At 74.6% G+C, this 21,530-nt stretch carries 25 protein-coding genes; 19 read left to right on the top strand and 6 right to left on the bottom strand.

Annotated elements, in window-relative coordinates; genetic code table 11:
• Positions 1-2: 2 nt before the first annotated feature.
• Positions 3-1,241, bottom strand: coding sequence for a trans-sulfuration enzyme family protein (locus AKI01S_RS01890; protein WP_067811615.1), 1,239 nt, complete (start codon positions 1,239-1,241; stop codon positions 3-5).
• A gap of 99 nt (positions 1,242-1,340) precedes the next feature.
• Here AKI01S_RS01890 and AKI01S_RS01885 point away from each other — a divergent pair, with 99 nt between their 5' ends.
• The 6 genes from AKI01S_RS01885 to AKI01S_RS01860 all read left to right on the top strand — a co-directional run bounded on the left by AKI01S_RS01885 (position 1,341) and on the right by AKI01S_RS01860 (position 6,500).
• Positions 1,341-1,835 carry an Lrp/AsnC family transcriptional regulator gene (locus AKI01S_RS01885; protein WP_067811614.1) on the top strand — a complete coding sequence of 165 codons (495 nt, stop codon included), beginning with the start codon at positions 1,341-1,343 and terminating at the stop codon, positions 1,833-1,835.
• Positions 1,832-2,581 (top strand): IclR family transcriptional regulator, encoded by a 750-nt coding sequence (locus tag AKI01S_RS01880; RefSeq protein ID WP_218009524.1) that lies wholly within the window; start codon positions 1,832-1,834, stop codon positions 2,579-2,581. Before AKI01S_RS01885 ends, AKI01S_RS01880 begins: the two co-directional genes overlap by 4 nt.
• A gap of 137 nt (positions 2,582-2,718) precedes the next feature.
• On the top strand, positions 2,719-3,747 hold the full coding sequence (locus AKI01S_RS01875) for an aromatic ring-hydroxylating dioxygenase subunit alpha (RefSeq protein WP_067811612.1): 1,029 nt from the start codon (positions 2,719-2,721) through the stop codon (positions 3,745-3,747).
• A gap of 11 nt (positions 3,748-3,758) precedes the next feature.
• Positions 3,759-3,944 carry a hypothetical protein gene (locus AKI01S_RS01870; protein ID WP_157419595.1) on the top strand — a complete coding sequence of 62 codons (186 nt, stop codon included), beginning with the start codon at positions 3,759-3,761 and terminating at the stop codon, positions 3,942-3,944.
• Complete coding sequence (locus AKI01S_RS01865; protein WP_245681440.1) at positions 3,941-4,912, top strand: PDR/VanB family oxidoreductase; 972 nt, start codon at positions 3,941-3,943, stop codon at positions 4,910-4,912. Before AKI01S_RS01870 ends, AKI01S_RS01865 begins: the two co-directional genes overlap by 4 nt.
• An 82-nt stretch (positions 4,913-4,994) precedes the next feature.
• Positions 4,995-6,500, top strand: a complete 1,506-nt coding sequence (locus AKI01S_RS01860) for an ABC transporter substrate-binding protein (protein WP_169813893.1) — start codon at positions 4,995-4,997, stop codon at positions 6,498-6,500.
• A 17-nt stretch (positions 6,501-6,517) separates the two neighbouring features.
• Here the strand turns inward: AKI01S_RS01860 and AKI01S_RS53195 are convergent, their stop codons facing one another.
• Positions 6,518-7,330, bottom strand: coding sequence for a pentapeptide repeat-containing protein (locus AKI01S_RS53195; RefSeq protein ID WP_067811607.1), 813 nt, complete (start codon positions 7,328-7,330; stop codon positions 6,518-6,520).
• A gap of 122 nt (positions 7,331-7,452) precedes the next feature.
• On the opposite strand from AKI01S_RS53195, the gene AKI01S_RS01850 reads away from it, so the two are divergent.
• The 8 genes from AKI01S_RS01850 (at position 7,453) to AKI01S_RS01815 (ending at position 14,460) form a co-directional block, all read left to right on the top strand.
• Complete coding sequence (locus AKI01S_RS01850; RefSeq protein WP_067811605.1) at positions 7,453-8,109, top strand: TetR/AcrR family transcriptional regulator; 657 nt, start codon at positions 7,453-7,455, stop codon at positions 8,107-8,109.
• A 43-nt stretch (positions 8,110-8,152) separates the two neighbouring features.
• Positions 8,153-9,259 (top strand): WD40/YVTN/BNR-like repeat-containing protein, encoded by a 1,107-nt coding sequence (locus AKI01S_RS01845; RefSeq protein ID WP_067811604.1) that lies wholly within the window; start codon positions 8,153-8,155, stop codon positions 9,257-9,259.
• An 81-nt stretch (positions 9,260-9,340) separates the two neighbouring features.
• Positions 9,341-10,456 (top strand): isoaspartyl peptidase/L-asparaginase family protein, encoded by a 1,116-nt coding sequence (locus AKI01S_RS01840; protein ID WP_083998751.1) that lies wholly within the window; start codon positions 9,341-9,343, stop codon positions 10,454-10,456.
• Positions 10,457-10,498: 42 nt separating this feature from the next.
• A complete protein-coding gene (locus AKI01S_RS01835; RefSeq protein WP_067811602.1) occupies positions 10,499-11,350 on the top strand; it encodes a DUF72 domain-containing protein in 852 nt (283 codons plus the stop codon).
• Positions 11,351-11,414: 64 nt separating this feature from the next.
• On the top strand, positions 11,415-12,572 hold the full coding sequence (locus AKI01S_RS01830; RefSeq protein ID WP_067811600.1) for an acyl-CoA dehydrogenase family protein: 1,158 nt from the start codon (positions 11,415-11,417) through the stop codon (positions 12,570-12,572).
• Positions 12,573-12,604: 32 nt separating this feature from the next.
• Positions 12,605-13,030, top strand: a complete 426-nt coding sequence (locus AKI01S_RS01825; RefSeq protein WP_067811598.1) for a PaaI family thioesterase — start codon at positions 12,605-12,607, stop codon at positions 13,028-13,030.
• A gap of 20 nt (positions 13,031-13,050) precedes the next feature.
• Positions 13,051-13,527, top strand: coding sequence for a GNAT family N-acetyltransferase (locus AKI01S_RS01820; protein WP_067811597.1), 477 nt, complete (start codon positions 13,051-13,053; stop codon positions 13,525-13,527).
• A 63-nt stretch (positions 13,528-13,590) separates the two neighbouring features.
• Positions 13,591-14,460 carry a Cgl0159 family (beta/alpha)8-fold protein gene (locus AKI01S_RS01815; RefSeq protein WP_157419593.1) on the top strand — a complete coding sequence of 290 codons (870 nt, stop codon included), beginning with the start codon at positions 13,591-13,593 and terminating at the stop codon, positions 14,458-14,460.
• A gap of 21 nt (positions 14,461-14,481) precedes the next feature.
• On the opposite strand, the gene AKI01S_RS01810 is transcribed toward AKI01S_RS01815, so the two are convergent.
• From AKI01S_RS01810 to AKI01S_RS01800, 3 genes are all read right to left on the bottom strand, one after another.
• On the bottom strand, positions 14,482-15,468 hold the full coding sequence (locus AKI01S_RS01810; protein WP_067811593.1) for a YihY/virulence factor BrkB family protein: 987 nt from the start codon (positions 15,466-15,468) through the stop codon (positions 14,482-14,484).
• 18 nt (positions 15,469-15,486) lie between these two features.
• Positions 15,487-15,750 carry a DUF4235 domain-containing protein gene (locus tag AKI01S_RS01805; RefSeq protein WP_067811592.1) on the bottom strand — a complete coding sequence of 88 codons (264 nt, stop codon included), beginning with the start codon at positions 15,748-15,750 and terminating at the stop codon, positions 15,487-15,489.
• A gap of 95 nt (positions 15,751-15,845) precedes the next feature.
• The gene (locus AKI01S_RS01800) at positions 15,846-16,853 is read right to left on the bottom strand and encodes a hypothetical protein (RefSeq protein WP_067811590.1); all 1,008 of its coding nucleotides are present in this window, start codon (positions 16,851-16,853) and stop codon (positions 15,846-15,848) included.
• Between the two features lie 146 nt (positions 16,854-16,999).
• Here AKI01S_RS01800 and AKI01S_RS01795 point away from each other — a divergent pair, with 146 nt between their 5' ends.
• The 5 genes from AKI01S_RS01795 to AKI01S_RS01775 all read left to right on the top strand — a co-directional run bounded on the left by AKI01S_RS01795 (position 17,000) and on the right by AKI01S_RS01775 (position 21,363).
• Positions 17,000-18,331: a hemolysin family protein gene (locus AKI01S_RS01795; protein WP_067811588.1), complete on the top strand. Its 1,332-nt coding sequence runs from the start codon at positions 17,000-17,002 to the stop codon at positions 18,329-18,331.
• A 10-nt stretch (positions 18,332-18,341) separates the two neighbouring features.
• Complete coding sequence (locus AKI01S_RS01790) at positions 18,342-19,376, top strand: hemolysin family protein (RefSeq protein ID WP_067811586.1); 1,035 nt, start codon at positions 18,342-18,344, stop codon at positions 19,374-19,376.
• Between the two features lie 59 nt (positions 19,377-19,435).
• Positions 19,436-19,669 (top strand): helix-turn-helix domain-containing protein, encoded by a 234-nt coding sequence (locus tag AKI01S_RS01785; protein WP_067811584.1) that lies wholly within the window; start codon positions 19,436-19,438, stop codon positions 19,667-19,669.
• Position 19,670: 1 nt separating this feature from the next.
• Positions 19,671-20,222 carry a Clp protease N-terminal domain-containing protein gene (locus AKI01S_RS01780; RefSeq protein ID WP_067811582.1) on the top strand — a complete coding sequence of 184 codons (552 nt, stop codon included), beginning with the start codon at positions 19,671-19,673 and terminating at the stop codon, positions 20,220-20,222.
• Positions 20,223-20,301: 79 nt separating this feature from the next.
• A complete protein-coding gene (locus AKI01S_RS01775; RefSeq protein ID WP_067811580.1) occupies positions 20,302-21,363 on the top strand; it encodes an NAD-dependent epimerase/dehydratase family protein in 1,062 nt (353 codons plus the stop codon).
• Here AKI01S_RS01775 and AKI01S_RS52675 read toward each other — a convergent pair.
• A partial coding sequence (locus AKI01S_RS52675) for a hypothetical protein (RefSeq protein WP_218009523.1) occupies positions 21,338-21,530 on the bottom strand: 193 nt, incomplete at its 5' end. The genes AKI01S_RS01775 and AKI01S_RS52675 overlap by 26 nt on opposite strands.

The raw sequence follows: 21,530 nt of genomic DNA, 5'->3' as shown, positions 1-21,530 counted from the left end.
GGTCAGTGCGCGACCGGCTGCCGCCCGGCGTCCGCCCCGACCTCGTCGCCGGACCGGGGCGCGGACCGGTCCGGTGCCAGGGCCTGGTCGAGGTCGGCGATCAGGTCCGCGGGGTCCTCCAGCCCGATCGACAGCCGGACCAGGCCCTCGCCCGGCTTCGCCTCGGCGGTGACGGGCCGGTGGGTGAGGGCGCGCGGGTGCTGGATCAGCGAGTCCACGCCGCCGAGCGAGACCGCGTGGGTGAACAGGCGGACGGCGGAGGTGACGTTCCGGGCCGCCGCGTAGCCTCCGCGCAGCTCGACCGCGAGCATCGCGCCCGGGCCGCGCATCTGGCGGCCCAGCAGCCCGCGCGGGTCCCCGGCCAGTTCCGGGTAGTGGACCGCCGTGACCTGCGGGTGCGCGGCCAGCCACGCGGCGACGCGCCGCGCGTTGTCCTGCTGGGCGCGGACGCGGACCGGCAGCGTGGCCAGGCCCCGGTGCAGCAGGTAACCGCCCAGCGGGTGCAGGAGCGCCCCGGTGACCGCGCGGACCCGCCGCAGCGCGGCCGCGTGCTCGGCGGAGCAGGCGACGACGCCCCCGATGACGTCGCCGTGCCCGCCGAGGTACTTGGTCGCGCTGTGCAGCGCGAACGCCGCGCCGTGGTCGAGCGGGTTCTGCAGGACCGGGGTGGCGAAGGTGTTGTCGACCAGCACCGGAACCGGCCCGGCGGCGGTGACGGCGGCGCGGATGTCGACCAGGTCGAGCGTCGGGTTCGCCGGGGTCTCCAGGATCACCAGGGCGGTGTCGGGCCGTACCGCGCCCGCGATCTCCTCGGGCCGGCAGAACGTCGTCTCGGTGCCGAGCAGCCCGGAGGCGAGCAGGTGGTCGGTGCCGCCGTACAGGGGCCGTACCGCCACGACGTGGCGGCGGCCGGTCTCGTGGACCCGCGCGAGCGCCACGGCGGTGAACGCGGCCATCCCGGACGAGAACGCCACGGCGGCATCGGCGTGCTCCAGCGCGGCCAGGGCCTCCTCGAAGCGCGCGACCGTCGGGTTCCACAGCCGCGCGTACACCGCGCCGCCCTCGGCCAGCGGCGTCCCGCCCGACGCCATGGCCTCGTAGGACAGCCCGCCCGCCTCGACGTCGGGCAGCGGGTTGGTCGACGACAGGTCGAGGGGCGGCGCGTGGACGCCGAGGTCCGCCAGGTCCTCGCGACCGGCGTGAACGGCCAGCGAGTCCGGCCGAAGAAACCGTGAAGCCATGCCCCCAGACTGGGCGGAACGCCAATCAACTGCAATGCTTGTCGCAGAAGTGATGGCTTACCCCCCATATCTTCGTGGATCCACCAACCGGAGGGCCCCGTGGCAGCGCCGCCGCCGAAGAAACCGCAAGCCCCGCCGGGGACCCTGGACGAGACCGACCTGAGGATCCTCGCCGCGCTCGTCGAGGACGGCCGCCTGACCAACGCCGCGCTCGCCGCCCGCGCCGGGGTCGCCGAGTCCACCTGCGCCTACCGGGTGCGGGCGCTGCGGCGGTCGGGGGTGATCCGGTCGGTCAACGCGCGGCTGGACTCGGCCGCCCTGGGCCGCCCCCTCCAGGCGATCATCAAGGTGCGGCTCGGCAGCCACAGCCGCGACCTGGTCCGCGCCCTCTACGACGACCTGGTGACGATCCCCGGCACGCTGTCGGTGCTGCACGTGGCGGGCGACGACGACTTCCTGCTGCACGTCGCCGTCCCCAACGCCGAGGGCCTGCGCGACCTCATCCTGGAGCACGTCACCGTGCACGCGGTGGTCCGCCAGACCCAGACCCAGCTGGTCTTCGAGACCCGCGACGGCCGGGGGGTGCTGCCGTGACGGGGACCGGGCCGGTGCTGGCGCGGGCGCTGCGGGTCCTCGGGGCGTTCGACGCGCGGCATCCGGCGCTGACGCTGAGCGAGCTGGCCCGGCGGGCGGACCTGCCGGTGTCGACCGTCCACCGGATGGCCCGCGACCTGCTGGACTGGGGCGCGCTGGAACGCGGCGACGACGGCCGCTACCGGGTCGGGCTGCGGCTGTGGGAGATCGGCTGCCTGGCGCCGCGCGGGCAGGGGCTGCGTGAGCGGGCGCTGCCGTTCCTGGAGGACCTGTCCCAGGTGACCCGCGAGAACGTGCAGCTCGCCGTGCGCGAGGGCACCGAGCTGGTCTTCATCGAGCGCATCGCCGGATCGGGGGCCGTGCCGGTGCTGACCAGGGTGGGCGGGCGGTTCGCGCTCACCGCCACCGGCGTCGGGCTGGCGCTGCTCGCGCACGCCCCGCCGGAGGTCCAGGAGCGGGTGCTCGCCGGGCCGCTGCCGCGCTTCACCGAGCTCACCGTCACCGACCCCGACCAGGTGCGGCGCATGCTGGCGCACGTCCGCACGCGCGGCTACGCGGTCAGCGACCGGCAGGTCACCATGGACGCCCTGTCGGTCGCCGCCCCCGTCCACGGGGAGGGCGGCGCGGTGGTCGCGGCGGTGTCGCTGGTGGTGCGGCACGGCACCACCACGGCCCAGGCCCTGGCGCCCCTGGTGTGCACCAGCGCCCGCGCCATCTCCCGGGCGGTGACCACCTCCTACGGGTGACCGCGTCTCGCGGGCGAGCGGGCCGTTCCCGTTTTCCGGCATCCGGAAAGGGCGCGGACCGGGCGGAGTGAGCTGGTTCACGATGGCCTGCACCGGCCGGTCGTCGCAGCCCCCCTTCCCGCCCCGAGGAGACGAGAATGACCGCGTTCGTGCGCAACCAGTGGTACGTCGCCGCCTACGCCCGCGAGGTCGGACGCGAGCCGCTCGGCCGCACCCTCCTGGACGAGCCGATCCTGCTGTACCGCACCGAGGACGGCCGCCCCGTCGCGCTGTCGGACCGCTGCGTGCACCGCCGCTACCCGCTGTCGCAGGCCCCGAGCCGGCTGGTCGGCGACCGGATCCAGTGCGGGTACCACGGCTTCACCTACGGCACCGACGGCGCGTGCACCTACGTTCCCGGGCAGCAGCGCATCCCCCGCACCGCGCGGCTCACCGCCTATCCCGTGGTCGAGCAGGACTCGTTCGTGTGGGTGTGGATCGGCGACGGGGAACCCGGCGACCTGCTGCCGCCGCGCGCCCCGTGGCTGGACTCCCCGGAGTACACCGTCGTGTCGGGCATGGAGCCGATCGACTGCGACTACGGCCTGCTGGTGGACAACCTGCTGGACCTGTCGCACGAGACGTACCTGCACGGCGGCTACATCGGCACCCCCGAGGTCGCCGAGACGCCGATCACCACCACGGTGGACGAGGAGGCGGGCGTGGTGTACGTCAGCCGCCACATGGACGACGCCGAGTGCCCGCCGTTCTACGCCAACTCCACCGGCATCCAGGGCCGCATCACCCGCTGGCAGGACATCGAGTACCACGCGCCCTGCCTGTACCTGCTGCACTCGCGGGTCGCGCCGGTCGGCTCCCCTCCCCCGAACGCCGACGGCACCGACCCGCAGGCCTTCCACGTCGAGGTCGTGTACGCCATCACCCCCTCGACCGGGAAGCACACCTACGACTTCTGGGCGGTGGCGCGGGACTTCGCGCTCGACGACCAGGAGGTCACCGAGTTCCTGCACAAGAACAACCACACCGTGGTGATGCAGGACGTGGACGCGTTGAACGTGCTGCAGAAGGCCCTGGACACCGAGAAGCCCGGCTACCAGGAGCTCAGCATCAACATCGACACCGGCGGCCTGGCCGCCCGCCGCCTCCTCGCCCGGATGGCCCAGTGAAGGCGGGCACGGTGAAGGCGGGCACGGTGGACCCGGACACCGCGCTGCACCGCGTCCACTGGATGCCGGGCACCGACCGGCTGCTGGCGGTGTGCCACTGCGGCGCCGAGCGCGCCTTCGAGGACCCGGTCCCGCTGTGGGACTGGCTCCTCGGCCACCCCGAGGACCACGACCGCCCGGCGGAGGGAGCCCCGTGACCACGTTGAGCCCGCCGGGCACGGAGGTCGACCTCGACCTGACCCTGGCCGGACGCGACCGCGTCGCCGACGGCGTCGTCCTGCTCACCCTGGCCCGCCCGGACGGCGGCGACCTGCCCGCCTGGGAGCCCGGCGCGCACGTCGACCTGGTGCTGGGTCCCGACCTGGTCCGCCAGTACTCGCTGTGCTCGGACCCGGCCGACCGTTCGCGCTGGCAGGTCGCGGTGCTGCGGGAGCCGGACGGGCGCGGCGGCTCGGCCCACGTCCACGACCGGCTGACGGCGGGGTCGCCGCTCCGGGTCCGGGGGCCGCGCAACCACTTCGCGCTGGAACCCGCCGCGCGCTACCTGTTCATCGCGGGCGGCATCGGGATCACCCCGCTGCTGCCGATGGCGGCCGAGGCCGAGCGGCGCGGCGCGGACTGGCGCCTGGTGTACGGCGGGCGCAGCCGCGCGACCATGGCGTTCCGCGAGCGGCTGGTGGCCGACCACGGCGGACGCGTCACCCTCCACCCGCAGGACGAGTCCGGCCTGCTGGACCTGGACGCGCTCCTGGGCACGCCCCGCGCCGACACCCTCGTCTACTGCTGCGGCCCCGAGGGGCTGCTGGAGGCCGTCGAGGAACGCTGCGCCGCCTGGCCGCCCGGGGCGCTGCGGGTCGAGCGGTTCTCGCCCAGGCAGGTCGGCGAACCCGTGCTGGACGGGGCGTTCGAGGTGGAACTGGCCCGGTCGGGAACGACCGTGACCGTCCCGCCGGGCAGGTCCGTCCTGGAGGCCGTGGAGGAGGCGGGCACGCCGGTGCTGTCGTCCTGCCGCGAGGGCACCTGCGGCACGTGCGAGACCCCCGTCCTGGAGGGGACGGTGGACCACCGCGACTCCCTGCTCACCCCGGAGGAACGCGCCGCCCACGACACCATGATGATCTGCGTGTCCCGCGCGGCCTGCCCGAGGCTCGTCCTCGACCTGTGACCGGCCGCCGATCCAGGCCACGGCGATGGCCGGGATCGGCGGTCCCATGGACAGCGCCCCGTCACGCGGCGACCATCCGGACATGGAGCGCGCGCGTTTCACCGCCTTCACCCTCGTGGGGGCCCTGCTGGTCACGGCGTCGGGCTGCCCGCCGGAGCGGTCCCGCCGCCCCGCCGACCCGTGCGAGCCCGGGGTCTCCAGGGGAAGCGACGGGGAGACCATCGGGGTCACCGAGTGCGGCGAGGTCTTCCACCCCTCGCTCCGGGACCTCTCGGCGAAGATCAAGAGCGAGAACGCGTTCGCCAGGGCCGCGCCCTCCTCCCCCACGCGCGAGGCCTACGTCACCATCGCGCTGATGGTGCCGATGTCCTACCGCTGGGGGCACCAGGAGGCCGAACGCCGCCAGGTCCTCCAGGAGGTCCAGGGGGCGTACGCGGCCCAGGCCCTGGCGAACCGGGAGGCGCGGGCGCACCCCGGGTCCGGCCGCCTGCGTGTGCGGCTCGTGCTGGCCAACCCGGGCAGCGGGTCGCAGCACTGGAAGGACGTGGTGCCGCGGCTGAGGGAACGGACCGCTTCCGAGAACCTGCGCATGGTGTTCGGGTTCAACGTCAGCCACACCGGGAACCTCGAAGCCATCGGGGCGTTGAACCGGCTCGGAATCCCGGTGGTCGGCGGACCCATCACCGCCGAGAGCCTGGAGATGTCACCGGGGCTCCCCCGGCTGGCCAAGGTGGTGCCGTCGAACATCGACCAGGCACGGGCGCTGGTCGCCCACCTCAGGGCCGATCCGAAGCGCGCGTTCCTGGTCGAGGACGTCTCCGACAAGGACCTGTACGCGCAGTCCCTGCGCCGCGCGTTCCGCCTGGTCACCAGGGGCACTCCCTACGCGCCCGAGCAGTTCCTCCCCGAACACGCCACCTCGAACGACTACTCGCGGATGGTCAACAACCTCTGCGACTCCAAGGCCGACACGGTCTTCTTCACGGGCCGCCCGCCCGCGCTCGCGTCGTTCGTGTCCGCGCTCGGCGGCCGGGGCTGCGAGGAACGCCGGTTCCGGCTGGTCACCGTGTCGGGCGCCTCGACCCTGGCGCTCGACCCCCACATGGACTGGGCGGCCTTCGCACGCGGCAAGGGCCTGGAGGTCGTGTATGCGACGGTGACCCACCAGGACGCCTGGACCACGTCCGGAGCCCCGAAGACCGGCGGTTCCAGGGACGACTTCGAGAAACTGCGGAGGTTCCTGTCCGAGGAGAGGGGGATCGGCTCGGTCGACCTCCGCACCGGCCGCACCATCACGATGTACGACAGCGCCCTGCTGTCGATCGAGAGCATCCAGAACCGCGTCACGAAGCCCGGCGAGGTCCCGAGCCTGGAGTCCATTCCGGAGGCGTGGCGGCGGCTGCACGGACCCCAGCGCGTGCGCGGCGCGAGCGGCTGGATCTGCCTGACGGGCAGGGCGACGCCCTACAACAAGGCGGTGGCGATCGTGCGGCTGGACGACCGGGCCAGGAGCGTGAGGTTCATCCGGCTCGCCTGGCCGGAGGGACGCCCGCTGGACCGGGCGTGCCGGGAGCCCGCCCGGCCCTGACGCCCGCCGGAACGCGCTCACCCGAACCGCGTGCAGGAGTCCACCACCGCCTCGTCCCGGATGCGCTGCTGGTCGCCGTCGGCGATCCCCGACAGGAAGGCGCACCTGAGGTCGGCCCCGGCCAGCCGCGCCCCCGTGAGCTGCGCCCCGGTCAGCACCGCCCCGTGGAGGTCCGCCTTGGACAGGTCGGCGTCGCGGAGGTCGGCCCTCGCCAGGCGCGCCTCACGCAACCGCCCCCGCGACAGGTCGGCGCGGTTCAGGTTCGCCCCCTCCAGGGCCGCCCCCTGGAGGTGGACGCCCGGCACCCGGAGCCCGTGCAGGTCCAGGCGGGTTCCCGGCGCGGAGGTCATGTCCGGCCGTCCCAGCACGCTCAGGGCCGCCTGCACGTCGGTGCCGGGCTCGCCCGGGGGCTTCGTGCCCGGCCGGGGGTCGTGCTCACGGGCGAACGCGGCCAGCACCGCGACGATGGTGGGCCGGTCCCGGGGCGAGTCGCGGGCGATGCGGTCCAGCGCGTGCACGGCCCCGAACCGCACGTCGACCGTCGGGGAGCCGAGCTGCTCGACGGCCCTGCTGTACCGCTCGGTGATCTGCCCCTCCCGGGAGGTGCGGATCTCCTCGAAGGCGGCGTCGACGGTCCGGGTGGCCTCCCGGAGGCTGCCCGCCGTGACGACGAGGCCGAGGACCAGGATGACCAGGGTGACGACCGGGTATCCGGCGGCCCGCCGTTGCAGGTGGAGCTCCAGGCGGCGGTCGGCGGACAGCTCGTCCGGACGCGCCGTGGACAGGTCGGTCAGCCGCTCGATGTGCCTGCGCCGTCGCCACCACTTCACGTGCGGTTCCCCGTCGTCCGGTGCGGTGAGGATAAGCGGACGCGCCCGCCGCGGCAAGGGCGCGCGGACGTCCGGACCGGGGCGTCCCGCGCTGTCCCCCGAACAGGCCGTAGAGTGATCGGATGTCGGATACATCACAGCGTCGACTGCCTCGGGGACGGCACGCGCTGCCGCCCGACCAGGTGGAGCGCATCCAGCGGGACCGGTTGTGCGCCGCGATGGCCGGGGTGATGGCGGAGAAGGGGTACGCGCGCACGTCGGTGGAGGACGTGCTGCGCCGGGCCGGGGTGTCGCGGCAGACCTTCTACCGGATCTTCGACTCGAAGCTCGACTGCTTCATGGCCGCCTTCGACCGGGCCGGGGAACTGCTGCTGGAACGCCTGCTGGCGACGGCCGAGCCGGACTCGCCCGGCGCGCCGGGCGAGCCGGTGGAGCGGTTCGCGGTCGTCTACACCGCCTATCTCGACGCGCTGGCCGCCGAGTGGCCCTACACACGGCTGTTCCTGGTCGAGGTGTTCGCGGCCGGGCCCGAGGCGATGGCGCGCCGGACCGGCGTGCAGGACACCATCGCCGCGGGGCTGGCCGACATCCTGGGCGTGACGGGCGAGGCGGGCCGCCGCACCTGCCAGATGATCGTCGCGGCGACGAGCGCGCTGGTGACCGCGCGCGCCGTCGACAACGACCCCGAGGGCCTGCGCGCGCTCGGCCCGCCGATGATCGCCCACGTCCGGCGGCTGTGGGAGGCGGGCATGTTCACCGAGGCGGGACCGGCCGCCTGACCGGCCCTGGACGGGTTGATCAGGGTTCGTTAGCTTTCGCCCCATGGACCTCACGACCGCGCGCAGGATCCTCGCCGCGGCGGGCGGGCTGGCGTTCGGCGCCGCCCTGCTGGCCGCCCCCGCCCACGCCGCGCCCTCCCCGGCCGCGCCCTCCCGCACCGCGCCCTCCCACACCGCGCCCCGGCTCGGCTGGGAGCTGAAGCCGACCGGGGTGGAGGCGCGGTTCCGCGGGCTGGCCGCCGTCGACCGGAACGTCGCCTGGGCGGCGGGCAGCGGCGGGAACGTGCTGCGGACCGTCGACGGCGGCCGGACCTGGCGGAAGGTCGCGCCGCCCGATGCCGCCGGGCTGGAGTTCCGGGACGTGGAGGCGTTCGACGCCGACCGCGCCGTGGTGCTGGCCATCGGCGAGGGCGACGCCTCGCGCGTCTACCGGACGGTGGACGGCGGGAGGACCTGGGCGCTGGGCTTCCGCAACGACGACCCCCGGGCGTTCTACGACTGCATGACGTTCTTCGACCGGCGCAACGGGCTCGCGATGAGCGACCCGGTGGACGGCAGGTTCCGCATCCTGGCCACCTCCGACGGGGGCGCGAGCTGGAGGGTCCTGCCCTCCGCGGGGATGCCGCCGGCGCTGGAGGGCGAGGCCGGATTCGCGGCCAGCGGGCAGTGCCTGGTCTCCCACGGGTCGCGGAACGTGTGGATGGCGACCGGCGGCGGGAAGGCGTCGCGGGTGTTCCACTCGCGGGACCGGGGCCGCACCTGGACCGTCGCCGAGACGCCGCTGCCGAGCAGCGCCTCCTCGGGCGTGTTCGCGGTGGCGTTCCGCGACGCGCGGCACGGCATCGCGGTCGGCGGCGACTACCGGCCCGGGCGACCCTCCCCCACCGCCGCCGCCGTCACCAGCGACGGCGGCCGGACATGGCGGGCCGCGTCCCGGCCGCCCGCCGAGTACCGCTCCGGGCTGACCTGGCCCGCCTACTCCGGCCCGGCCGCGCTGACGGTGGGGCCGACCGGCAGCGACCACACCCTCGACGGTGGCCGCACGTGGCGGCGGTTCGACACCGGGAGCTTCGACACCGTCGACTGCGCCCGCGACGGCTCCTGCTGGGCCTCCGGCGAGAAGGGCAGGATCGCCCGGCTCGGCCGGTGACCGCTTGGCAGGTTTCGCTGGTGTCGATCCGGGACCGCTCGGGGACGACCTTCTCGATCAAGCTCCCGAGGAGGTCCCCCGATGCGGTCCCCCCAGCGTTCCATCCTCGTCTGCGCCGGACTCGCCGCCCTCGCGGCCGGGCTGTCCGGCGCGCGGCTGGCCAGCGCCGAACCGCGCCGTGCCCCCGCAGCCCCCGCAGCCCCCGCAGCCGCCCCCGCCGCGGCACCGGCCCCCGGCGGCGGGTCGGTCGTGCGCGACGTCGTGCTGGCCGTCCACGGCGGAGCCGGGTCGCTGCCGCGCGGCAGCCTCACCCCCGAGCAGGAGAAGGCCTACCGCGACGCGCTCACCCGCGCCGCGCGGACCGGCCACGACCTGATCAGGCAGGGGCGGCCGGTGCTGGACGCGGTGGAGAAGGCCGTCAACGTCCTGGAGGACGACCCCAACTTCAACGCGGGCAAGGGCGCGGTCTTCAACACCGACGCCGAACACGAGCTGGACGCGTCCATCATGAACGGCAAGGACCTCAGGGCCGGGGCGGTCGCCGGGGTCCGCAACACCAGGAACCCCATCTCCCTGGCGCGCCTGGTCATGGAGAAGTCCCCGCACGTCATGATGGCGGGCAAGGGGGCCGACCAGTTCGCGCTGCGCAACGGCCTCCCCTACACCACCCAGGACTACTTCTGGACCCAGAAGCGCTGGGACCAGCTCATGGCCGCCAAGGGCCGCGCCCAGGCGAAGGGCGGGGCGGGGAACGGGCACACCGAGGTCGGCGGCACGGTCGGCGCGGTCGGCCTCGACCGCTCCCGCAACGTCGCCGCCGCCACCTCCACCGGCGGGCTGACCAACAAGCAGGTCGGCCGGGTCGGCGACTCCCCGATCATCGGCGCGGGCACCTACGCCAACAACCGCACCGTCGCGGTGTCGTGCACCGGGACCGGCGAGGTGTTCATCCGCGGCACCGCCGCCCACGACATCTCCGCGCTGATGGAGTACGGGAACCAGCCCGTCCAGGCCGCCGCCGCCCGGGTCGTCACCGAGAAGATCCCCGCGCTCGGCGCCACCGGGGCCGCCATCGCCCTGGACGGCCGGGGAAACCTGGCCGTCCCGCACAGCACCAAGGGGGTGATCAACGCCTACGTCACCCGCGACGGCAGGATCGTCACCCGGCTCTACGATGACGAGACCCCCGTCCGGTAGCCCCTGCCCGGTAAGCCCCGGGCCTCCGCTAACGTCGAGGTCATGCGGCTTCATGTGGGATGCGCGATGTGGACGCTCAAGCCGTGGCAGGGCCGGTTCCTGCCGCATCCGCTGCCGCCGGAGGAGCGGCTGCGGGCCTACGCGTCCTGGTGCGACGCGGTGGAGGGCAACACGACCTTCTACGCGACGCCCTCGCGCGCGACGGTGGAGTCGTGGGCGGCGCAGACCGCCCCCGGCTTCCGTTTCCTGCCGAAGCTGCCCAAGACCATCACGCACGAGCGCAGGTTCCACGGGATCGACGAGCCGCTGCGGGAGTTCCTGGCGGCGATCGAGCCCCTGGGGCCGCGCGCCGAGTTCCTGTGGGTGCAGCTGCCCGGCGCGTTCGGGCCGAACGACCTGGGCGCGCTGGCGGCGTTCCTGCGCCACCTGCCGCGCACCCACCGGTACGCGGTCGAGGTCCGGCACCGCGCGTTCTTCGAGGACGCGCGGGCCGCCCGGATGCTGGAGCAGGTCCTGAACGGCTTCGGCGCCGAGTGGGTGCCGTTCGACACCGTCACCCTGTTCCAGAGCCCGCCGACCAGCGACGCCGAGCGCGAGGCCTGGACGAGGAAGCCGCGCGTGCCGCGCCGCTCGGCCGCGCTCACCGACCGGCCGTTCGTGCGGTACCTGGGCCGCGACGACGTGGACCGCACCGTCGAGGGCTGGGCGTTCTGGGTCGACACGGTCGTCGGATGGCTGCGCGAGGGGCGTTCCCCGACGGTGTTCGTCCACACGCCCGACAACGCCGAGGCCCTGCCCCTCGCCCGCCGCTTCCACGAGCAGGTGCGGGCGCGGGTGCCCGAGCTGGCGCCGCTGCCCGAGCCGGTCCCGGCGGAGCCGCCCACCCTCTTCTGACCGCGGCCGCTTCCGCTCCGGGGCCTTTCCGGGGGCCTTCGCGCGGTATGCGAGAGTTGCGGGCATGGCAGAGCTGACCGAGGAGGAACGGGCGGTCGTCGCGACCGTGCGGGAGTTCGTCGACCGCGAGGTCCGGCCGGTCGCGCGGGAGCTGGAGCACGCCGACGCCTATCCCGAGGAGCTCATCGAGCGGATGAAGGACCTCGGCGTGTTCGGGCTGGCGATCCCCGAGTCCCACGGCGGGACGGCGGTGTCGATGCCCTGCTATGTGCGGGTCACCGAGGAGCTGGCGCGCGGGTGGATGAGCCTGGCCGGGGCGATGGGCGGGCACACGGTGGTCGCCAGGCTGATCCTGGCGTTCGGCACCGAGGAGCAGAAGCGGCGCCACCTGCCCGAGATGGCCACCGGGCGGATCCGCGCCACCATGGCGCTGACCGAGCCCGGCGGCGGCTCCGACCTCCAGGCGATCACCACGACCGCCCGCCGCGACGGCGACGGGTACGTGGTCAACGGCACCAAGACCTGGATCACCAACTCGCGCCGCTCCCGGCTCATCGCGCTGCTGTGCAAGACCGACCCCGCGGCCGAGCCCGCCCACGCGGGCATCAGCATCCTGCTGGTCGAGCACGGCCCCGGCCTGACCGTCTCCCGCGACCTGCCCAAGCTCGGCTACAAGGGCGTCGAGAGCTGCGAGCTGGCGTTCCACGACCACCGCGCCCCGGTCTCGGCGCTGCTGGGCGAGGCGGAGGGGCGCGGGTTCGCGCAGATGATGAAGGGGCTGGAGACCGGGCGGCTCCAGGTCGCCGCCCGCGCCCTGGGCGTCGGGCGGGCCGCGTTCGAGGACGCCCTCGCCTACGCGCAGCAGCGCGAGAGCTTCGGCCGGCCGATCTGGCGGCACCAGTCGATCGGCAACTACCTCGCCGACATGGCCACCAAGCTCACCGCCGCCCGCCAGCTCGTGCTGCACGCCGCCGAGCGCTTCGACTCCGGCGACCGCTGCGACCTGGAGGCGGGCATGGCCAAGCTGTTCGCCTCCGAGACCGCCATGGAGATCGCGCTGAACGCCGTGCGCGTCCACGGCGGCTACGGCTACTCCACCGAGTTCGACGTCGAGCGCTACTTCCGCGACGCCCCGCTGATGATCGTCGGCGAGGGCACCAACGAGATCCAGCGCGACGTCATCGTCCGGCAGCTGGTGCGCCGGGGCGGACTCCAGCCATGATCGATCCGAACGCGGCGGGACGGAGGCGCACGATGCGGAACATGGACCGGTGGCTCGGCGACGGCGGCATGCCCCTGCTGGGGGCGCTCGGCGCGGAGTTCGTGAGGTACGGGACCGACGACGACGGCACGGTCTGCGCCGAGGCGGTGTGGCGGCCCGCCGCGATCGCCTGCAACCCGGCCGGGGTCGTGCAGGGCGGGGTGCACACCGTCCTGCTGGACGCCGCCATGAACTTCGCGATCAACGCGGGGCTCGGCGGCCGGGACCGGTCCCGCGCCATGCTGGAGATCAAGACCGAGACGATGCGGCCCGGCCGGGCCGGGGACGAGCTGCGGGTGCGCGGCGAGGTCGTGCGGATGGCGCGGCAGGTCGCCTACGCCGAGGCGCGCGTCGTCCGGACCGACGGCACGCTGCTCAGCCGCGCGACCGGGACGTTCCTGCTGCACCGGGAGGAATAAGGACGATTATCATCCGGCCCATGGAGATCCTCGTCCGCGCCTACGACCACCCCGACGCGACGAAGCTGGTCGCCGAGGTGCAGCAGGAGTACGTCGCGCGGTACGGCGGCCCGGACGGGACCCCGACCGGACCGGCCGAGTTCGCGCCGCCGCGCGGGCTGTTCCTGGTCGGCTACCTGGACGGCGCGCCGGTCGCGTGCGGCGGGTGGCGCGTCCACGACGGCGGCGAGCCGGGGTTCCGGGACGGCGACGCCGAGCTCAAGCGCATGTACGTGGTGCCGGAAGCGCGGGGCCGGGGCCTGGCGCGGCGGATGCTGGCCGAGCTGGAGCGCACCGCGCGCGGGGCGGGGCGGCGGCGCCTGGTCCTGGAGACCGGCACCATGCAGCCCGAGGCGATCGCCCTCTACGAGTCGGCGGGCTACGCGGAGGTCCCGCCGTTCGGCTTCTACGCCTGCGCCCCCGGGAGCCGCTACTTCGGGCGGGAACTCCCCTCTTAGATCTTCGGACCGGGGATGGCATCGTGGAGGGGACCGCTCCCCGCCGAGACTGCGAGGTGTGCAGTGACCGATCCGCTCCGGCACGTCATCGACGCGCGCGCCCACGACCCCGGCGCCATCGCGGCCGCCGCCGCCCGGCGCGCCCGCGCGGTGTCCCCTCTTGGCGACCACGGCAGAGCACTGATCATCGCGGCCGACCATCCGGCGCGCGCCGCGCTCGGCGCGGGCGGCGACCCCCTCGCCATGGCCGACCGGGGCGAGCTGCTGCGGCGGCTGGGCACGGCGCTGGAACGCCCCGGCGTCACCGGCGCGCTCGGCACCGCCGACGTCCTGGAGGACCTGCTGCTGCTCGGAGCGCTGGAGGGCAAGTCGGTCTTCGGGTCGATGAACCGGGGCGGGCTGGCGGGGGCGGTGTTCGAGGCCGACGACCGGTTCACCGGGTACGACGCGCGGGGCGTCGCGGGGATGCGGTTCGACGGGGGCAAGCTGCTGCTGCGGATCGCGCCGGACGACGAGAACACCGCCTTCACCCTCGCGGGCGCGGCGCAGGCGGTCAACGAGCTGGCCGAGCTGGGGCTGCTGGCGCTGGTCGAGCCGTTCTGGGCGTCCTGGCAGGACGGGCGGCTGCGCAACGACCTGTCGCCGGAGGCGGTGATCCGGTCGGTGACGGTCGCGTCGGGGCTGGGCCGCACCTCGGCCTACACGTGGCTGAAGCTGCCGGTGGTGCCGGACATGGAACGGGTGCTGGCCGCCACGACGCTGCCGGTGCTGCTGCTGGGCGGCGAGGTCACCGACGCCGACGCCGCGTTCTCCTCCTGGGAGAAGGCCCTGGCCCACCCCAACGTGCGCGGGCTGGTGGTGGGCCGTTCGCTGCTGTACCCGGCCGACGGCGACGTGGCGGCCGCCGTCGACCGGGCGGTGAGCCTGCTGTGACCGCCGCCGCACCCGGCGGGCTCAGTGGTCCTTGCGTTTCAGGGCCTTGAGACTCTCCATCTCGTCCTCGTCGAAGCCCCGGGTGTCGCGGGGCTCGACGTAGGGCTCCTGCTCCTCGGGCACTCCCCCGGCGATGGCGCGGCCGCGTTCCAGCTCGGCGTTCACCTCGGCGCCCAGCAGGATCGCCAGGTTGGTGATCCACAGCCAGACCAGGAAGATGATGATCCCGGCGAGGCTGCCGTAGGTCTTGTTGTAGGAGCTGAAGTTGGCGACGTAGAAGGCGAAGCCCGCCGAGGCCACCGCCCACAGCAGCAGCGCCAGCACGCCGCCGGGGGTGACCCATCTGAAGCCCTGCTTGGCGTTGGGCGAGGCCCAGTACAGCAGCGAGATCAGGAAGCTGGCCACCAGCACCAGCACCGGCCACTTGGCGATGCTCCACGCCGTGACGGCGGCCGATCCCAGGCCGAGCAGGTCGCCGACCTGGCGCGCGATCGGCCCGGACACCACCACGGCGACCGCGGAGGCGGCCAGCAGCACCAGCGTGACGAGGGTGACGGCGACCCGGATCGGCGTCGTCTTCCAGATGGGCCGCCCCTCGGGGACGTCGTAGATGGCGTTGGAGGCGCGCATGAACGCCGCCACGTAGCCCGACGCCGCCCAGATCGCGCCGAGCAGACCGAGCACCGCGACCAGGCCCGCCCCGCCCTGGCCGCGTTGCAGCTCGGTGAGCGCGTTGGCGAGGACCTGCTTGACCGAGCCGGGCGCGATCTGCCCGACGTTGGTGATCAGGTCCTGGGACAGCCCCTTGCCGCCGAGCCCGACCAGCGAGATCACCACCAGCATCGCCGGGAAGATCGACAGGACGCTGTAGTAGGTGAGGGCGGCGGCCCAGTCGGGCAGGGCGTCGTCCTGGAACTCGCCGAAGGAGCGTTTCACCGCCGCCCACCAGGACACCGGCGACAGGTCGGTCGGCGAGTCGGGGGTCGCCTTCTTCCGGAATCGGGGCATCGGGGTCTCCTGGTGCGGTCAGTCGTCGCCGGGCCAGCGCCCGGTGCTCTTCCGGACGGCCTGGGCGCCCGCGCGCTGCACGGCCGCCTTCACCAGGCCGAAGATCGCGCCCTGTACCGCGGCGGCGATCAGGACCTGCCTCCAGGAGTAGTTGGCGTCGTCGGCGTCGGGCGCGTCGTCCTGGCCCGCGGCGCGTTTCCAGACCTGCTTGAACAGCGTCCCGGCGAGCAGTCCGCCGAGCACGCTGAACAGGATCGACAGCGGCTTGTAGAGCAGTTTCACCGGTCGCTTCCTCTCCTGCGACGAGGTTTCGCGTGCCGGTGCCGTTCCCCGTGGGGCCGTCCTAAACGTGGCGGCCGGGAGCGTTCGGCCTTTGATCAGGCTGGATGCCCGAGGCCGGGCTCGGGGGCGGCGGCCAGGGCCGTGCGGACGCTGCCGCGGAACGCCCGCTCGGCGCGTTCGGCGTCGGCGGCGAGCCGGTCGATCTCGGCGCGGGCCAGGTCGTCGCGGACGGTCGCGGCCAGCAGCTCCCGGTAGCGGGCGTTCTGCTCGGGGATCCCGCGCAGCACCCGCCACTCGTGGAAGGCGTCGTCGGCGGCCCGGACCCGGCGCGCGTAGTCCTCCAGGGCCTCGACGCGCGCGGTGACGGAGCGGACCGACAGGTCCAGGGCGCGCCGCTGCGGCTCCAGCAGGGCGCGGACCTCGGGGCCGAGCCGCGCGGGCTGCTGGCGGCGGCGTTCGCGCCGCAGCCGGGTGTGCTCGGCGAGCGCCTCGGCGATCGCCCACTCCTCGCGCGGCAGCGCCACGGCGTTGTCGACCGCGTCCAGCAGCCCGGCGCGGTGCGACTCCGAGCCCAGCACCGCGTCCACGGCGCGCTGGGCGCGTGCCAGCAGCCGCGCGGCGGGCCGGTCGAAGTCGCCGGGCAGCAGGTAGCGGCCGTGGTGCTCGCGGGCGGCCCGCGCGGCGGCCGGTTCGCGCAGGTAGCGGACCGCGCCGGCGGCCCACCCGGTGAAGCTCGCGGCGGCCAGCGCCCCGGCGGCCTCCTCCTGCCCGAGCAGCAGCAGCGCGATCTGCACGGCGGGCGTGACGGTCATCGCCGCCAGCGGCAGCTGCCCCCACCGCAGGAACCCGCCCATCAGGTCGTCGTCGTCGAGCGAGGCCAGGAAGAACAGCCGGAACCAGCCGCCGGGGAACACCCCGTAGAAGAACGCGAACAGCGGGATCCACACGACCCGCGCGGCGATCGTCCACGGGCCCGGACGCGGGGGCGGCGGCGCGGGGCGGCCGGCGGCGACCAGGCGTTCGGGCGAGGCGGCCAGCAGGGCGCGCTCGCCGCCGGGAATGGTGGGGTCGAAGACGGGTCGGGGCCGCCGGTCGTCGGTCATTGGCTCTCCCACCGCTGAGAAAAACCGTTAACCCTGGGGACTCTTCGTGCCTATCACGGGAGATGGGCACACTCCAGTTCACAGCGGGATTTCAGCCGGCGGTCCGGCGGGATAGGAAGGATCTTGATGGGGAAGGGAATGCGGTGATGAACGCCGTGCTCGGCCTGCTGGCCGTCCTGCTGCTGACCGCCGCCACCGGTTACTTCGTGGCGCAGGAGTTCGCGTTCGTCACCGCCGACCGGATCGCGCTGGAGCAGCGCGCCCGCTCCGGCGACCGGGGCGCGGCCCGCGCGGTGCGGGTGATGGAGCGGCTGTCGTTCATGCTGTCGGGCGCGCAGCTCGGCATCACCGTGACCGCGCTGGTGGTCGGGTTCATCGCCAAGCCCGCGCTGGCCGATCTGATCGCGCCGCCGCTGCGGGCCCTCGGGACGCCGCGCGCGATGGTCGACGGCGCCGCGCTGACCGCCGGGTTCGTGCTGGCCACGGTGATCCAGATGGTGCTGGGCGAGCTGTTCCCCAAGAACCTGGCGCTGGCGCGGGCCGAGCCGATGGCGCGGGCGCTGGCCTCCTCCACCCTCCTGTACCTGAAGCTGGCCTCGCCGCTGATCCGGCTGTTCGACGCCTCCGCCAACCGGCTGCTGCGGGCGGTCGGGATCGAGCCGGTGGAGGAGCTGCACCACGGCGCGACGCTGGAGGAGCTCGGCCACATCATCGGCGAGTCCGGCGAGGAGCTGACCGAGGGCCACGCCGACCTGCTGGAGCGGGCGCTGTCGTTCTCCGAGCGGATCGCCGGGGAGGTGATGGTGCCGCGGGTGGACGTGGTGACGGTGTCGGCCGACGCGCCGCTGCGCGTCCTCAGCGAGATCATCACCGCGCACGGGCACACCCGCTACCCGGTGGTCGGCGACCGCATCGACGACGTGCTGGGCGTGGTCGGGCTGGACGACCTGGTCCGGCTCACCCCCGACGAGATCGACGCCACCCCGGTGCGGGCGGTCGCCCGCCCGCCGCTGCTGCTGCCGTCGTCGCTGCCGCTGCCCGACGTGGTCGACCGGCTCCAGGCCGCCGACGTGCCGCTGGGCTGCGTGGTGGACGAGTACGGCGGCTTCGCCGGGCTGGTCACCTGGGAGGACGTGGCCGAGGAGCTGGTCGGGGAGATCGCCGACGAGAACGACGCGGGCGAGGACCTGGCGATCCGGCGCGGCGAGTGGTGGACCACCGACGCGGGGCTGCGGACCGACGAGGTCGCCCACGAGACCGGCATCGCGCTGCCCGAGGGCGACTACGAGACCGTCGCCGGGCTGCTGCTGCAACGTCTCGGCCGCGTCGCCGAGCCCGGCGACGTGGTCACCGTCGACCTGCCGCCGACCCGGATGGGCGAGCCGCCGCGCCGGGCGGTGGTGGAGGTGCTGACGGTGCACCGGCACGTCCCGGAGCTGATCCGGCTGCGCGCCATCGGTCTGGAGGAGGCCCCGTGAGGAGGACACGGTGAACCTGTCGGTGGGGGCGCCGCTGACCCTGTTGCTGCTGGCGGGCAACGGTTTCTTCGTCGCCGCCGAGTTCGCGCTGGTGGCGGCCAAGCGGCCGCGGCTGGAGAAGGCCGCCGCGCGGGGGTCGCGGGGCGCGGCGTCGGCGGTCGCGGGGATCCGCGAGCTGTCGCTGATGCTGGCGGGCGCGCAGCTCGGCATCACCATGTGCTCGCTGGGGCTGGGCCTGGTGTCGGAGCCGGTGTTCGCCGGGACGCTGACGCCGCTGTTCCACTCGCTGGGGCTGCCGGAGGCCGCCGCGCACGCGGTGGCGTTCGTGCTGGCGCTGGCGCTGGTGACGTTCCTGCACATGGTGATCGGCGAGATGGCGCCGAAGTCGTGGGCCATCGCCCATCCCGAGCGCTCGGCCACCGGGCTCGCGCCGCCGTTCCGCGCGTTCACCACGGTGGTGCGGCCCGCCCTCGCCGCGCTGAACGCCGTCACCAACCTGCTGCTGCGCGCGATCGGGGTGGAGCCCCGCGACGCGATCGACGTGTCGCGCACCCCCGAGCAGCTGCGCGCGCTGGCCGTCGAGTCCCGGCGGCTCGGCCTCATCGAGGAGAGCGACCTGACCCTGCTGACCGCCGCGCTGGAGGCCCCCCGCGCGCCGCTGGCGGACCTGGTGATCCCGCCCGAGCGGGTCGTGTCGGTGCCCGCCACCGCCACGCCGCAGCAGGTCGTGGACACCGCCGCCCGCACCGGACGGCTGCGCATCATGCTGAGCGGCCCGGACGGCGAGGGCGGGGGGCGCGGCGGACCGGCCCGCATGGTGCACGTCCGCGACGCCTACCTGGCCCGGGCGCGGGGCCGCCGCACCCCGGCGGGCGGGCTGGCGCACCCGGTGCCCGCCGTGCCGGTCGACACGCCGGTGGCCGAGGCGGTGGCGCAGCTGCGCGCCGCGCACAGCCATCTGGGTCTGGTGCTGGGTTCCGACGGGCGGCCCGTCGGGATCATCAGCCTGGACGACCTGCTGGCCACCCTGGTCGTCACCCGCTGACCCCCTCCAGCGTGTCAACTGCGGTTGACATGTCGGGCGTGTCAACCTAGATTGACACCATGAACGACGGAGTGAGGCTCGCCCAGGAGGCGGGCAGCCGGGACCCCGCCGTCGGCCTGCGGGCCGTGCGCGCCCTGCGCGAGCTGGCCGAGCGCCTGGAGGCGCTCCAGGTGGCCAGCGCCCGCGAGCAGGGCTGGTCCTGGCAGGAGATCGCGGCCTGCCTCGGCGTGAGCCGGCAGGCCGTCCACAAGAAGCACGGCGGGGGACGCCGGATCCTCTCAAGGGAGAAGTGAGATGTTCGAACGTTTCTCCAGGCACGCCCGGCTCGCGGTCGTCACCGCGCAGGAGGTCGCCCGGGAGCTGGGCGACGGCGAGATCGGCACCGAGCACGTCCTGCTCGGCCTGCTGGAGGTGGACGGCTCGGCCGCCGCGACCCTGCGCGCCCACGGCCTCGACCCGGAGGGCCTGCGCGCCCGCCTCGACCGCGCCCGCCGGTCGGAGGACCCCCTGGACGCCGAGGCGCTGCGGCTGCTCGGCATCGACCTGGAGGCGGTGCGCGCGGCGGCCGAGTGGAACTTCGGCGAGGGCGCCCTCGACGCTCCGGCCGGCCGGTTCCGCAAGTCCCGCAAGGGCCACATCCCCTTTACCAAACAGGCCAAGAAATCTCTCGAACTGGCGCTGCGGCACGCCATCAGGCTCAAGCAGAACCACATCAGCAGCGGCCACGTCCTGCTGGGCGTGCTGCACGACCCCGAGTTCACCTCGGTGCGGGTGCTGCGCGCGGCGGGCGCGGACATCGACGCGCTGCGCGCCGACGTCACCCGCCGGATCACCGAGGCGGCCTGACCGGCGCATGCCCGGCCCATGACCGGGTAGGGGCGGCTGACCAGGGCAATCGCCCCGACCTCGGACAAGGAGTCGCGTCATGCGCGTCGTCGTCACCGGTGCCACCGGCAACGTGGGCACCAGCACCGTCCGGGCGCTGGCCGCCGACCCCGGGATCGACTCGGTCCTGGGGCTGTCCCGGCGACCCGCCGAGCTGAAGATCGACAAGACCGGGTGGGCCGAGGCCGACGTCGCCCGGCACGACCTGGCCGCGCACTTCCGGGGCGCCGACGTCGTCGTCCACCTGGCCTGGCTGTTCCAGCCCACCCACCGGCCGCGGGTGACCTGGGACAACAACGTCATCGGCAGCGCCCGCGTGTTCCGCGCCGTCGCCGAGGCCGGGGTCCCGGCGCTGGTGTACGCCTCGTCGGTGGGGGCCTACTCCCCCGTCCCGTCCCTGGCCGAGAAGGAGCGCCCCCGCGACGAGTCCTGGCCGACCCACGGCTGGCCCGAGGCCGCCTACGGCCGGGAGAAGGCGTACGTGGAACGCCTGCTGGACTCCTTCCAGGCCGACCACCCCGACGTGCGGGTGGTGCGGCTGCGGCCCGGGTTCGTCTTCAAGCGGGAGGCGGCGTCCGAGCAGCGGCGGCTGTTCGCCGGGCCGCTGCTGCCGGGACGGCTGGTGCGGCCGGGGATGGTCCCGGTCGTGCCCGACATCCCGGGGCTGGCGTTCCAGGCCCTGCACACCGAGGACATGGCGCAGGCTTACCGGCTGGCGGTGACGCGGGACGTGCGAGGGCCGTTCAACATCGCCGCCGAGCCGGTCATCGACGCCGCCGTGCTCGCCGAGGTGCTGCGGGCGCGGCGGGTGCCGGTCCCGGCCCTCGGGGCGCGGGCGGCGGTCGCCGCCGCGTGGCGGCTGAACCTGGTGCCCGCCTCCCCGCACCTGGTCGACATGGTGCTGCGCCTGCCGATCATGGACGTCACGCGCGCCCGCGAGGAGCTGGGCTGGAGCCCCGAGCACACCGGCGTCGACGCGCTGCGCGCGCTGCTGGAGGGGCTGCGCGAGGGCGCCGGCATGGACACCCCGCCGCTGGCGCGGGAGACCGGCGGGCCGATGCGGCTGCGGGAGATGCTCACCGGCGTGGGACGCCGTCCCTGAACCCCGCGAGCGCGGCCGCGCAGAAGCGGCGGCGCACCGGGTCGCCGGGGAACCGCCGGGCGCACTCGGCCCTGGCCCAGGCCGGAACGGCCGCGGGCCGCGCGGCGCGGCGCGGTTTCCGGACGGGCCGCCGCCCCGGCTCCGCCGCCTTCCCGGCCCTCTCCGGC

Source organism: Actinomadura kijaniata NBRC 14229, from assembly GCF_001552175.1.
Lineage (GTDB): Bacteria > Actinomycetota > Actinomycetes > Streptosporangiales > Streptosporangiaceae > Spirillospora > Spirillospora kijaniata.
This window is presented reverse-complemented; position numbering and strand designations above follow the sequence as displayed.

What these genes read in the sequence shown, in the direction of transcription:
- AKI01S_RS01890 (WP_067811615.1), bottom strand. Translation starts at nt 1,241, where the DNA reads ATGGCTTCACGGTTTCTTCGGCCGGACTCGCTGGCCGTTCACGCCGGT.
- AKI01S_RS01875 (WP_067811612.1), top strand. Translation starts at nt 2,719, where the DNA reads ATGACCGCGTTCGTGCGCAACCAGTGGTACGTCGCCGCCTACGCCCGC.
- AKI01S_RS01860 (WP_169813893.1), top strand. Translation starts at nt 4,995, where the DNA reads ATGGAGCGCGCGCGTTTCACCGCCTTCACCCTCGTGGGGGCCCTGCTG.
- AKI01S_RS01850 (WP_067811605.1), top strand. Translation starts at nt 7,453, where the DNA reads ATGTCGGATACATCACAGCGTCGACTGCCTCGGGGACGGCACGCGCTG.
- AKI01S_RS01845 (WP_067811604.1), top strand. Translation starts at nt 8,153, where the DNA reads ATGGACCTCACGACCGCGCGCAGGATCCTCGCCGCGGCGGGCGGGCTG.
- AKI01S_RS01840 (WP_083998751.1), top strand. Translation starts at nt 9,341, where the DNA reads ATGCGGTCCCCCCAGCGTTCCATCCTCGTCTGCGCCGGACTCGCCGCC.
- AKI01S_RS01835 (WP_067811602.1), top strand. Translation starts at nt 10,499, where the DNA reads ATGCGGCTTCATGTGGGATGCGCGATGTGGACGCTCAAGCCGTGGCAG.
- AKI01S_RS01830 (WP_067811600.1), top strand. Translation starts at nt 11,415, where the DNA reads ATGGCAGAGCTGACCGAGGAGGAACGGGCGGTCGTCGCGACCGTGCGG.
- AKI01S_RS01825 (WP_067811598.1), top strand. Translation starts at nt 12,605, where the DNA reads ATGCGGAACATGGACCGGTGGCTCGGCGACGGCGGCATGCCCCTGCTG.
- AKI01S_RS01820 (WP_067811597.1), top strand. Translation starts at nt 13,051, where the DNA reads ATGGAGATCCTCGTCCGCGCCTACGACCACCCCGACGCGACGAAGCTG.
- AKI01S_RS01810 (WP_067811593.1), bottom strand. Translation starts at nt 15,468, where the DNA reads ATGCCCCGATTCCGGAAGAAGGCGACCCCCGACTCGCCGACCGACCTG.
- AKI01S_RS01800 (WP_067811590.1), bottom strand. Translation starts at nt 16,853, where the DNA reads ATGACCGACGACCGGCGGCCCCGACCCGTCTTCGACCCCACCATTCCC.
- AKI01S_RS01795 (WP_067811588.1), top strand. Translation starts at nt 17,000, where the DNA reads ATGAACGCCGTGCTCGGCCTGCTGGCCGTCCTGCTGCTGACCGCCGCC.
- AKI01S_RS01785 (WP_067811584.1), top strand. Translation starts at nt 19,436, where the DNA reads ATGAACGACGGAGTGAGGCTCGCCCAGGAGGCGGGCAGCCGGGACCCC.
- AKI01S_RS01780 (WP_067811582.1), top strand. Translation starts at nt 19,671, where the DNA reads ATGTTCGAACGTTTCTCCAGGCACGCCCGGCTCGCGGTCGTCACCGCG.
- AKI01S_RS01775 (WP_067811580.1), top strand. Translation starts at nt 20,302, where the DNA reads ATGCGCGTCGTCGTCACCGGTGCCACCGGCAACGTGGGCACCAGCACC.